The organism is Mesorhizobium sp. M7A.F.Ca.CA.004.04.2.1 (assembly GCF_004022825.1).
Lineage (GTDB): Bacteria > Pseudomonadota > Alphaproteobacteria > Rhizobiales > Rhizobiaceae > Mesorhizobium.
In genome coordinates this window covers 1-10,786 of sequence record NZ_RZPH01000088.1, presented here as the reverse complement: position 1 = coordinate 10,786, position 10,786 = coordinate 1, and the positions used below count along the sequence as shown (strand labels likewise).

The following is a 10,786-nucleotide window of genomic DNA, read 5'->3' as shown; positions in this document are numbered from 1 at the left end:
GCCCTGAGCCTGCTCGTCAGTCTTCAGCTTGGTCTTGTCCTGGGCCTGCTGATCGGTTGTGCCGGCCTTGCCCTGAGCCTGCTCGTCGGTCTTCAGCTTGGTCTTGTCCTGAGCCTGCTGGTCGGTGGTGGTGCCGGCCTTGCCCTGTGCCTGCTCGTCAGTCTTCAGCTTGGTCTTGTCCTGAGCCTGCTCGCCCATCTTGGAACCATTCTGGCAGCCAGCTTGCCCGGAAGCGCAATTGGCGTCTGCGCCAGACTGGCTTTCGGGCTGTTGTGTCTGAGCCATCGCCGTTCCACAGCCGAGCCCGATCGCCAGCATGCTGGTAATGAGAACATGTTTCATGGGGAAATCTCCCTGGGTAAGATTCGTCCCTTCAGTGCGTAGAACCAGCACCCAAAAAAAATGTTCCGAGATAGTTGAGTGAGGGCTAAAAAACGACCTCGCTTGAGATCATACGATCGCGGGCGAAAGCCGCCGCTAAAACGACCTTTTCAACTCTGCCGATTGCCCTAGCTCTCTCCTGAGAGGAGACCGGATATGGCAATTTATAGTCTGAGAGTGGTCAGCTTCATTTTCGTTGTATTGGCTTTCGTTCCGGCCGCCGCGCATTTCTTCACGATGTTCAACAAGATGAAGCTCGACGGGCCGAACTATCTGGCTGCGCAACGCGCCTATGATGGATGGAGCCTGTTCGGCATCGTAGTGCTGGGAGCATTGCTCTCTACGGCCGCCCTGGCGATCCTGCTCTACCGAGCGAGTGCATCTTTCGGCTTGGTTGTTGTCGCCTTTCTCAGCATCGGCGCCACGCAATTTGCCTTCTGGACGCTGACCTATCCAATCAATCAGGCGACCCGGAACTGGACTGTCCTGCCTGAAAACTGGGAGCTGCTGCGGCGGCAATGGGAGTATTCGCATGCCATCGCCGCCGGCCTCAACGCCTTGGCGTTGCTTGTGCTTTTCCTATCGGCGCTTCGCGCTGCGGTGCGTTGAACGACCACGTCTTCACCAGCACGGCCGCCGAGCGTGCAGGAACCACCAATGAACCGAAATCATTGACCCGCCAGATGTTTCCAGCGTGGCCCGAAAATGAAGCGGTATTATTTCGATCTTCAAAACGGTGACGGCGCGATACCCGATGATAACGGGCAGCTGTTCGAATCCCGGGAACAAGCCAGAGCGGAAGCAATTCGTATTTTGCAGGATGTTGCCCAAGACGAAATGCCCGACTGCGATTTCGTCAAGGTAACCGTCAAAGTACGCGATGAGGTCGGTGCGCAGATGTTTGAGGCATCGCTTGTCCTGACCTCCGGATGGAGCGTGTGATGCCGCAGTGCTAGCGGCTATACCGCACCGGGATTTGCACGACATTCTCCGATCCAGGCAGATCGAAGGCCATGGCCAGCTGACGTACGGAGGCCATCTCCACGATCAGTTCTTCGATCGAAAGATCCGGCAGACCGGTCTTCACCCTCTGCCTCACCCTGGCCGCAAGTTCATGAACCCGTACCGGGACGAAAAGCGGGCTGTCGTCCAGCAGCTTGCTGATTTCGATGACCACATCAGCGTCGATGTCTTTCGGCAATTCCCGCATGGGCGTCACCTCCAATCGAAGCAACAGCCCGCCATATCGGTGCGGCGGGCGATCAGGCATTGAGCGCCGGGCAGTGGGATCGGAGAGGGACGTGCTCGGCGCTGGCCGATAGCCAGATTCATAAAGCTGCGGGCATCGGTGTGTCACGAAAAAATATCAGTACGAAAATTACCAAGCGGTTTCGTCCCACGCAATCCACAAGCGCCTTCCCCGAAATCGCGGCTCCGGCAGCGGCTGTTCCCGACAGAGGAGGAACAAAAAATATGGCCCGGAATTGAGACTGACGAATTGGAGGATCTGGCCATGGACAGCAGGGAAGAAAAGATCAAACGGCGAGCCCATGAAATCTGGGAACAAGAGGGCCGGCCGGCTGGCCGCGAGCAGGAGCACTGGGACCAGGCCGTGCAGGAGATCGAGGCTGAGGGTTCGGAGACTGAACGTGGCCCGGTTTTGCCTGATCCGACAGTTGCAGCCGATTCCAATAGCTTGAAGCGTTGATCGTCAGATGCCGTGGCGTCTTGAGAGGACGATCAGGCAACCAAATTGGTGGAACCTCGTTTGCCGGACAGCAACCAGAGGAGGTTTCGATGAAGAGGTTCTTTTCACTCCTGATCCTGGCCGCTGGCCTTACGCTCGGCGCCTGCGACAACAATATCGAGCCGATGAAAGCCAACACCGGCCCCATCAACAAGAACCCACAGGTTGACCAGGCCGCCAGGCCAGAGTCCGCGACTGGTGATGATAAGCCAGCTATTGCGCCTCAGAGCCAATGAACTCCGTCTCACATTGCGACACACCTCTGCTGCGCGTCGCCTATCTCGATGGTGGACCGCAGGACGGCGCCCCGGTTATCCTGCTGCATGGCTGGCCCGACGACGCGACGACATACGCTCGGATTTCGCCGGTCCTTCATGAAGCTGGCTTCCGGACGTTTTCGCCTTGGTTGCGGGGCTTCGGGCCGACATCGTTCCTGTCAAAAGAAATCATGCGCTCGGGCGAGATTGCCGCGATGGCGCAGGATGTGCTGGATTTTGCCGATGCGCTTGGCCTCAGCCGCTTTGCAGTCGTCGGACACGATTGGGGCGCCCGGATATCCTATCTGCTCGCGTCGGTTTTCCCGGACCGCATCAAGTGCTGTGCTGCGCTGTCGCTCGGCTGGCAACCAGGCAAACCAGCAACGCCGGCGCCCGGACAAGCGAAAGCATTTTGGTATCAATGGTTCATGGCGACGGCACGGGGCGCCGAGTTCGTACGAAACAACGGCAAGGAATTCGCCAGATACCAGTGGGACAGCTGGGGTCCATCAGGCTGGTTCGACGACGCTATTTTCGATGGTGTCGCGAGTTCGTTCGAAAATCCTGACTGGGCGGATGTGACGTTGCATTCCTATCGGGTCCGATGGGAAGAGGCCGAGCCCGATCCCCGCTATGCCGAACTCGCCCGCCGGCAAGCAGCGGTCAAGATCATCACGGTGCCGATCCTGACGCTTCATGGTGGCGCCGACCGCGTTGTGTTTGCCCAGTCCTCAGAGGGGCTCGAAGAGCATTTCACCGCGTTCTACAGGCGGGTGGTGCTGGATGGCATCGGACACTTCCCGACGCGTGAGGCTTCTGATCAGGTTTCGCGATTGTTGGCTGCGTTTCTCGACAGCCATGGCAAACGCTGAAGTGGGGTCGTCATCCGACCTCATAGTAGAGGCCGGAACCTGACGCATCGCCGCGCATTTCGTCTCCATGCATGACGAACCGAAATGCGGCCTCGCAATCAATCGGCAGCCAGGGAGAATTTGAATGCAAGCTTCAGACGCAATCTCAGCACACCATGCTGGCCAGCTGGCCATAGTACCGTTTGTCGGCACGGTGACGGTACGATTTTCCGACGCCATAGTCGCTGCTACGGAACGGGCGAAAGTGCTTCAGGAAGAAGGACATGAGCCCGTGTTCTACATCCCTTTCGAAGACATCTATTTCGACCTTTTCGAAAAGACGAACACCACCAGCCGCTCCCCTTCGAAAGGCACCGCGAGCTACTGGCGCGTCCATGCGGTGGGCAGCTCGGCTGACGATTTCATGTGGGCATACGAGACGCCTGAAACCGCGGCGCGGCCCATTGCACGTCATGGTGCATTCGATCCGGAAAAGGCGCGCATCGATGCTGAGCCCGCGGAGGACAGACGGCACACGCCCCACGTCCCGGAGTAGATTGCCCGTTCGCAGCGGGGCGAGTTGATTCAAGGCTGGTGCTGACGGCGCGGAAACTCGTCATCAAGGATGCGTAGTGCCTCCTCATATTTGACAGTCGATGCCCCGACCTGTCGGGCTTGCCAGATATTGTCCGCCAGATCCGCGCGCTTCACCGGCAGCGCCAATGGATTCGATGCCGCTCGTCGCACGAACGCGAAGTAGTCCTCGCCATCCCTGCGCGACATGGCGTCGACGGCCGAAGCGATCGTCGGGCCAAAACCGGCCTCGTCCAACCTGGTCCGGTTCCAGCCTTCGCCCTTTTCCACGACGTCATGGAGATAGGCGACGACCTTCTGGTCCGTGGTTTCGACCGCGTCGACGACCCGGCGGCAGTGCTCGATATACGGTCGCCCGGTCTTGTCGCGCTGTGCTGCGTGGACCTCTTCGGCAATCTTGGCCGCCCGGTAAAACATGCTCATCTGGCTTGCCCTTCAGACATGGTTTCACCATCGCTCCTCGGTATCGTGGTGCGGCAGGTCTATTCCGCAGCAAACCCAGCCAAGTCGCTGCCTCGATCCATAATTGTAGCGCGGCTCCAGGCGAGCCGGATCGTCGAACGTTCCGACATGCAACGCGATCTCTCCGGGCGATGCGTCATAGGCAAGGCTGAGCGGCGATCCGCAGGCGGAGCAGAAGCCCCTCCGGGCAATCGGTGAAGATCTGCGATAGGCCGGCGTCGCATTGGTCCAGGTCACGCTTTGGGAAGGCACCCAGGCCACAACTGCGAAGGCACTGCCGGTCGTTCGCCGGCACATATCACAATGGCAATAATGCACTCTCGGTTCGCTTCCAACGCGGAAGCGGATCGTGCCGCAGAGACATCCTCCGCTTAGTTCCATTTTGGCGCCCCGGCTGACTTGCGGCTCCAACGCCTCTCGCGCGGTCTCATGCGAGCACCTCCATTCATCTCAGCGGAAACGCCAGCCATTTGCGTCGGTTCCTGTGGCTATTTCAGGAACCAGTGCTTGCGCGCGGCGTTGCGTGTCTTTGCCGACAAAGTGAGGAAACAGGGAAATGCATCGTCGGTCGGAGAAGCGCTGATGTCGATGCCGGGGCTGGCATACGGACCTCTCGGCGATCGATGCATGCATGTCTGCGTGGATATGCAGCGGCTGTTTGCCGAGCCGTCTCAATGGGCAACGCCCTGGATCACCCGGGTTCTCCCGCAGATCGAGAGGCTGGTCGAAAGACGCGCGCCACAGACGGTCTTTACACGCTTCCTGCCAGCCGAAAAGCCGGGGCAGGGCGTCGGCACATGGAAGCGCTATTATGAGCGCTGGGCTTCCCTGACGATCGAGACGATCGGGCCCGAAATGACCGAACTGTTGCCGTCTTTAGCCGGCTACTGCCCGCCAGCGGCGATCATCGACAAGCACATCTATTCGCCCTGGTTCGAAGGGCGCCTCAGAGCCCTTCTGGTGGAGCGCGGCATCGATACGCTGGTCATTACCGGTGGCGAAACAGATGTTTGCGTTCTCGCCACCGTGCTCGGGGCCATCGATTTCGGCTATCGCGTGGTTCTCGTCACGGACGCGCTGTGCAGTTCTTCTGACGCAACCCATGATGCACTGCTGACCGTTTACCACCAACGTTTCGCGCAGCAGGTCGAGACGGTTGAGATGGAAACGGTTCTCTCGAACTGGACTTGACGTCCGCTAACCCGGCCCGGGTGGAAGTGTCCATGCTTCCTTGCGCGGTTGGGCTGCCTATCTGTTAAGAGAATGACGGACACCAGAACAGGTAGCAGACGTGACGCAACGATCGGGAAGTGCTGACCTTCCACTCCATGGCGGGCGCGTGCCGAAATGGCTCGGCGACCGCATGACGCGTCTTGGCGCTGTGATGTGCGAGGCGATCATTCATCACTATGGTCGAGACGAGCTGCTGCGGCGGCTGGCGCATCCATTCTGGTTCCAGTCCTTTGGTGCTGTCATGGGCATGGATTGGCACTCGTCGGGGATCACGACCAGCGTCGTGGGCGCTTTGAAGCGTGGCCTCACGCCGCTCTCCGGCGAGCTCGGCATTCATGTCTGCGGTGGTCGCGGCGCGCATTCGCGCAAAACCCCGCATGAGCTGGAGGCCATCGGCCAACGCGTCGGCTTCGACGGGGCGGGCCTTGCCACCGTCAGCCGGCTTGTCGCCAAAGTCGACAGCGCCGCGGTCCAGGACGGTTTCGATCTTTACCTGCATGGTTTCATCGTCACCGATGACGGTCGCTGGGTCGTGGTGCAGCAAGGCATGAACGGTGACAGCAAGGTGGCGCGCCGCTACCATTGGCTCTCCGAGGGCCTCAAGAGTTTTGTCGAGCAGCCGCATGCCGCCATCGAGGGCGTCCATCAAGGTGAGATCGTCAACCTGACCGACAGGCGCGCCGACGCGTCGCGCCAAGGGCAACTGAACCTTTTGCAAGACCTCGGACCCGATCGCATCCTGGGCGAGCTTGCAGCATTGGAGCGTTGCGCGGAGCCGACGCGCCGGCAAGAACCGGAGCAGCCGCTGCTGCCGCATTTGGTCATGCCGGCCCACCATGATGTTCGCGAAAGCGATGTCGTCATGCATCGTCTTCACGGCAATATCGCAGCCGCCGCGAACCGCGGTCCCACCGATTTCGCCGAGCTCCTTCTGGTCCCCGGCGTCGGCGCGCGTACGGTGCGCGCGCTGGCCCTCGTTGCCGAGGTGGTGCATGGCGCGCCTTGCCGGTTTTCCGATCCCGGCCGCTTCTCGCTGGCGCATGGCGGCAAGGACAGGCATCCATTTCCGGTACCGCTGAAGGTCTATGACGAGACGATCGGGGTTCTGAAGTCGGCCGTGCAGAAGGCAAAGCTCGGTCGCGATGAAGAAATCGGTGCCTTGAGGCGGCTCGACGATCAGTCGCGGCAAGTCGAACGATACGTGACCGGCCCCAGCCTGAAGGAAATTGTCGCGGGAGAATTCGACCAGTCGCATCTGCTTGGCGGGCGCAGCGTGTTTGGCTGGGAAGCGCCGCCGGACACAGCATCAACTGAGCGGAACGAGAAAGCGTGAGCACGGGTGGAGGGGCTGGAGATCAATCGTCAAGATCGATGAGTGCGACACCGAGCTCCGGACGCTTGCTGCGACGTAGATGACCGGGTGCTTCCACCAGGGTGATTTCGAGCGTTGGCCGAACGATGCCGTCAAGCAGATGTCCACCCCGAGTGGTGCCGTCACTCGATCCAAGGACCGCATGGACGTGCAGGCTGGGCTTATCGTCGTCACCCAGTGCGACATCGCCGATCGCGCTCAGAACCTCGCACTGTTCGTCGACAGGGATCTTGCGGTAGGTCTTCGAGGCCGGATCGAACCAGCCCACCGTGGCTTTCTCGAAAGCCCCTATGGCGGTCAAGGACGCGCTGCCGATCTCCTGGTCGACCGCGAAGGCGGTCAGTGCCGCGAACGCTTCTTCGCCTGGGTCGAGCACCACGACGAATGTTCGTTGTCCGCCGATCTCATTGACGAGCTGCGATTTCATCCCTGTGCTCCCGCCGCATTCAGTGCCGGCCTCATATCAATGTGCGCGGTGTTCCGCATTGCGCTTGCGGGTCGCCGCAGCTTTCTTTGCCGATTCCGATCGGCTTGCGGCAGACCGTGATGCCGATGCCTTGCCGCCGCTTTTGCCGCCTTTGTGCGCCGCTGGATGGCCCGTGTGTTTGCCGCGGCCGGAACCGCCTTCCTTCTTGCCGCCGCCATCGTCCTTGTTGACGGTAGCCCATGCGCGCCGCTCTGCCTCCTTGTCGGAAACCCCGCGCTTCTCATAGCCTTCGGCAATGTGGTCGGCTTTGCGCTCCTGCTTGTCAGTGTATTTCGATTTCTCGCCTCGTGGCACGGCCTGTTCCTCCTGTTGAATAAGGGCTGAACGTCGACTCGACGCGCTGGTTCCAACAGAAGTCGCGTAGCCAATGGCGCATCGCGATGCATGGCCAAACACCGCCGCGCCGCGCAAGCTAGCGCCTTTCGGGCCGGGGAGAGTGCAGCAGCAAGGCGAGGGGGATTGGTTCAGCCGATTGCCAACCTCACGACGAGGGCCAGGATCACGACGCCGACCAAGCCGGCTATGAAGACGACCCGACGCGTGCGCGTTCGCAGGATGATATCGCCTTGTCTCGCCTGATCCGCAGAGAATACGGGTCCATTGTCACGGTCCTTGCCATGCCGACCATCGCTCATGATCGCCTCCTTCCCGCTGTTGGCACACAACCATCGCTTGACCGGGGAGGTTCCGATTGCGTCGATCCCGCCGACAGAAAAAAGGATCACAGGCTCGTGAGGAGGGAACTTTGCCCTCCGCGAGTGGTTTGGGCCGCTTGAGACCCAGCCAGCCCGGAGCCAGCCATGTCCGATGCCAAGACTTCCAGTGGCCTGAGCAGACGCATGTTCATGACGGCCTCTGTTTCGGCGGCGGCGGTGATGCCGCTTGTAAATTCCCCGACGAGAGCTGCCCAGCCCGCGTCCGCAAAACCGGCCGAACCGCGCGATTTGTCGGCGGTTTCGATGCGTATCAACAAGCAGACCTACAACCTCGCGCTCGACAATCGAACCAGCCTGCTTGACGCGCTGCGCGACCATGTCGGCCTGACCGGCACCAAGAAAGGTTGCGATCACGGTCAGTGTGGTGCCTGCACGGTGCTGATCGACGGAAAGCGGGTACTGTCCTGCCTGAGCTTTGCCGTCATGAACCAGGGCCGAGAGATCACAACGGTGGAAGGCCTGGCTTCGGCGGAAGGGGAATTGCATCCGGTCCAGCAGGCCTTCGTCGACCACGATGCCTTTCAATGCGGCTATTGCACACCGGGTCAGATCATGTCCGCCATCGGTTGCATCAACGAAGGCCATGCTGGGTCGGAAGACGATATTCGCGAATATATGAGCGGCAATCTATGTCGCTGCGCGGCCTATCCCAACATCGTTGCCGCGATCGTCCAGGCACGCGACGAGACCAGGAGGGCTTAGGATGCACCCATTCGTATATGAAAGACCAACCAGCGTCTCCGCGGCAATCGCCATGGCGTCCCGTCCCGATACCGTGCATGTTCCGCCAACCGGTGCCGACACGCAGTTCATCGCCGGCGGCACCAATCTGGCCGACTACATGAAGCTCGGTGTCGCGCGGCCGGAGCGACTGCTCGACCTCAACTCTCTTGCCGAGCCGGCCTTGCGGCAGATCAGGATAGACGATGATAAGATCCGGTTTGGTGCGCTGGTCCGTATGGGTGAAGCAGCCGACAACAATGATGTCAGGCGCCGTTGCCCGGTCCTCGCCGACAGCCTGAAATTCGCTGCCAGCGGTCAGCTTCGCAACATGGCGAGCCTGGGCGGCAATGTGCTGCAACGTACGCGCTGCGAGTATTTTCGAGAGATATCTTGGCCGTGCAACAAGCGCGAACCGGGCTCCGGCTGCGCTGCGATGGAAGGGTCCAATCGCCAGCATGCCGTGCTGGGTACGAGCGATGCCTGCATTGCCACGTATCATGGTGATTTCGCGCAGGCGCTGGTTGCGCTGGACGCCACCGTCGATGTCGAAGGTTCGCGGGGAAGGCGCACGCTCATTTTTGCCAAGCTGCATAGACGGCCGGGCGAGACGCCCGACATCGAGACGGATCTGGCCGCCGACGAGCTTATTACCGCCATCGAAGTGCCGCTCGCACGGTGGGCCAGCCGGTCGCGCTATCTGAAGATACGCGATCGCGAATCCTACGCGTTTGCGCTGGCGTCCGCGGCTGTCGCGCTCGACATGGATGGCGAGACGGTAAGGAGTGCGCGCATTGCGCTCGGCGGACTGGCGACGGTGCCGTGGCGTGCGCGCGAAGCAGAGGACACGCTACAGGGCAAAGTGCTTGACGAAGCCACGGCGCAGGAGGCCGCAGAGGCTGCTTTCGCCGATGCCAGACCGCGCGAGCATAACGCATTCAAGATACCGCTCGGCAAGCGCACGCTGGTGCGGGCGCTGCTCGAAACCCGGGATATGAAGGGCTGAGCCATGAACCAAGCTGCACCCGCTCCAAGGGAAAACCAGGGCGATCCCGTTGTTCGCATTGACGCCCGGCTAAAAGTTACCGGACAGGCCGGCTATCCCGCCGACATCGTCACCGCCAACGTCGCCCACGGTGCCCTTGCCACCAGCAGCATTGCGCGGGGCAAGGTTTCCGAACTTCACACGAAAGACGCCAGGGCCGTACCCGGTGTGCTGGACATCGTCACTTATGGCGATCTGGACAAGACCGACATGCCGAAATTCGGCAACACCGGCGCAAGTTCGATTGGGCCTTTGCACGACAAGACGGTTTTTCACGATGGTCAGATCATCGCTCTGGTGGTCGCCGAAAGCTTCGAGGCGGCGGAGGAGGCAGCGATGTTGATCCGCGCCGACTACGAGGACGAACGGCCCAGCGCCAGCTTTGATTCCAAGGGCGTGAAGATGGAACCGGCTGCCGGCAAAAGCCCGATGTTCAAGGAGGATGCGAAGGCCGGTGACTTCGACGCCGCCTGGGCGGATGCGACGGTGAAGATCGACGAAAAGTATTCGACGCCGACCCAGCATCATAATCCGATCGAGCTGTTTTCGACCACAGCCATATGGCAGGGCGACCAGTTGACGATCCACGAGCCCAGCCAGAATGTTACGGGCTGGAAGGTGGAACTGGCACGCCAATTGAAGCTCGATCCGGCCAATGTGCGGATCGTCAGTCCCTATATCGGCGGCGCCTTCGGCTCCAAGGGGCCGATGACGGCACGCACTGCGATCGTTGCCGTCGCGGCGCGGCGCATCGGCCGGCCGGTTCGCTGCGTCGTCAATCGCATGCAAGCCTTCGGTACGCAGACCTATCGAGCCGAAACGCGGCATCGGATCCGCATGGGCGCCGGCAAGGACGGCCGCATCACGGCGTTCGGACATGAGGCCTGGGAGGTGACGTCACGCCCTGACCCTTATGTCGTC

16 protein-coding genes and 1 pseudogene are annotated in these 10,786 nt (G+C 60.8%); 11 read left to right on the top strand and 6 right to left on the bottom strand.

Annotation, left to right across the window (positions count from 1 at the left end):
- Positions 1 to 342, bottom strand: a pseudogene (locus EN893_RS06525) (hypothetical protein); the annotation flags it as partial.
- 195 nt (positions 343 to 537) lie between these two features.
- Between EN893_RS06525 and EN893_RS06520 the strand changes: the two are divergent.
- Positions 538 to 990: a hypothetical protein gene (locus EN893_RS06520; protein ID WP_127272420.1), complete on the top strand. Its 453-nt coding sequence runs from the start codon at positions 538 to 540 to the stop codon at positions 988 to 990.
- Between the two features lie 96 nt (positions 991 to 1,086).
- Positions 1,087 to 1,323 (top strand): hypothetical protein, encoded by a 237-nt coding sequence (locus EN893_RS06515; RefSeq protein WP_127267548.1) that lies wholly within the window; start codon positions 1,087 to 1,089, stop codon positions 1,321 to 1,323.
- A gap of 10 nt (positions 1,324 to 1,333) precedes the next feature.
- Here the strand turns inward: EN893_RS06515 and EN893_RS06510 are convergent, their stop codons facing one another.
- Complete coding sequence (locus tag EN893_RS06510) at positions 1,334 to 1,591, bottom strand: hypothetical protein (RefSeq protein WP_127267547.1); 258 nt, start codon at positions 1,589 to 1,591, stop codon at positions 1,334 to 1,336.
- A gap of 288 nt (positions 1,592 to 1,879) precedes the next feature.
- Between EN893_RS06510 and EN893_RS06505 the strand changes: the two genes are divergently transcribed.
- From EN893_RS06505 to EN893_RS06490, 4 genes are all read left to right on the top strand, one after another.
- Positions 1,880 to 2,089, top strand: coding sequence for a DUF2934 domain-containing protein (locus tag EN893_RS06505; protein WP_236383395.1), 210 nt, complete (start codon positions 1,880 to 1,882; stop codon positions 2,087 to 2,089).
- Positions 2,090 to 2,178: 89 nt separating this feature from the next.
- Positions 2,179 to 2,364 carry a hypothetical protein gene (locus EN893_RS06500; protein WP_127267546.1) on the top strand — a complete coding sequence of 62 codons (186 nt, stop codon included), beginning with the start codon at positions 2,179 to 2,181 and terminating at the stop codon, positions 2,362 to 2,364.
- Complete coding sequence (locus EN893_RS06495; RefSeq protein WP_127267545.1) at positions 2,361 to 3,257, top strand: alpha/beta hydrolase; 897 nt, start codon at positions 2,361 to 2,363, stop codon at positions 3,255 to 3,257. The genes EN893_RS06500 and EN893_RS06495 overlap by 4 nt, the downstream gene beginning before the upstream one ends.
- Before the next feature lie 124 nt (positions 3,258 to 3,381).
- Entirely contained in the window at positions 3,382 to 3,792 is a 411-nt protein-coding gene (locus EN893_RS06490; RefSeq protein ID WP_127267544.1) for a DUF427 domain-containing protein, read from the top strand.
- A gap of 29 nt (positions 3,793 to 3,821) precedes the next feature.
- Here the strand turns inward: EN893_RS06490 and EN893_RS06485 are convergent, their stop codons facing one another.
- Positions 3,822 to 4,253, bottom strand: coding sequence for an HD domain-containing protein (locus tag EN893_RS06485; protein WP_127267543.1), 432 nt, complete (start codon positions 4,251 to 4,253; stop codon positions 3,822 to 3,824).
- A 621-nt stretch (positions 4,254 to 4,874) separates the two neighbouring features.
- Between EN893_RS06485 and EN893_RS06475 the strand changes: the two genes are divergently transcribed.
- Together EN893_RS06475 and EN893_RS06470 are read left to right on the top strand one after the other, a co-directional pair.
- Entirely contained in the window at positions 4,875 to 5,483 is a 609-nt protein-coding gene (locus EN893_RS06475; RefSeq protein WP_127267549.1) for a cysteine hydrolase, read from the top strand.
- A 100-nt stretch (positions 5,484 to 5,583) separates the two neighbouring features.
- Positions 5,584 to 6,858: a DUF763 domain-containing protein gene (locus tag EN893_RS06470; protein WP_127267541.1), complete on the top strand. Its 1,275-nt coding sequence runs from the start codon at positions 5,584 to 5,586 to the stop codon at positions 6,856 to 6,858.
- Between the two features lie 22 nt (positions 6,859 to 6,880).
- On the opposite strand, the gene EN893_RS06465 is transcribed toward EN893_RS06470, so the two are convergent.
- The 3 genes from EN893_RS06465 to EN893_RS06455 form a co-directional block, all read right to left on the bottom strand.
- Positions 6,881 to 7,324, bottom strand: coding sequence for a PPC domain-containing DNA-binding protein (locus tag EN893_RS06465; RefSeq protein ID WP_127267540.1), 444 nt, complete (start codon positions 7,322 to 7,324; stop codon positions 6,881 to 6,883).
- A gap of 36 nt (positions 7,325 to 7,360) precedes the next feature.
- Positions 7,361 to 7,678, bottom strand: coding sequence for a plasmid stabilization protein (locus tag EN893_RS06460; protein WP_127267539.1), 318 nt, complete (start codon positions 7,676 to 7,678; stop codon positions 7,361 to 7,363).
- Between the two features lie 170 nt (positions 7,679 to 7,848).
- A complete protein-coding gene (locus EN893_RS06455; protein WP_127267538.1) occupies positions 7,849 to 8,019 on the bottom strand; it encodes a hypothetical protein in 171 nt (56 codons plus the stop codon).
- A gap of 165 nt (positions 8,020 to 8,184) precedes the next feature.
- Here EN893_RS06455 and EN893_RS06450 point away from each other — a divergent pair, with 165 nt between their 5' ends.
- The 3 genes from EN893_RS06450 to EN893_RS06440 all read left to right on the top strand — a co-directional run.
- Positions 8,185 to 8,802, top strand: a complete 618-nt coding sequence (locus EN893_RS06450; protein ID WP_127267537.1) for a (2Fe-2S)-binding protein — start codon at positions 8,185 to 8,187, stop codon at positions 8,800 to 8,802.
- 1 nt (position 8,803) lies between these two features.
- The gene (locus EN893_RS06445; protein WP_127267536.1) at positions 8,804 to 9,826 is read left to right on the top strand and encodes a xanthine dehydrogenase family protein subunit M; all 1,023 of its coding nucleotides are present in this window, start codon (positions 8,804 to 8,806) and stop codon (positions 9,824 to 9,826) included.
- A 3-nt stretch (positions 9,827 to 9,829) separates the two neighbouring features.
- A partial coding sequence (locus EN893_RS06440; RefSeq protein WP_164900735.1) for a molybdopterin cofactor-binding domain-containing protein occupies positions 9,830 to 10,786 on the top strand: 957 nt, incomplete at its 3' end.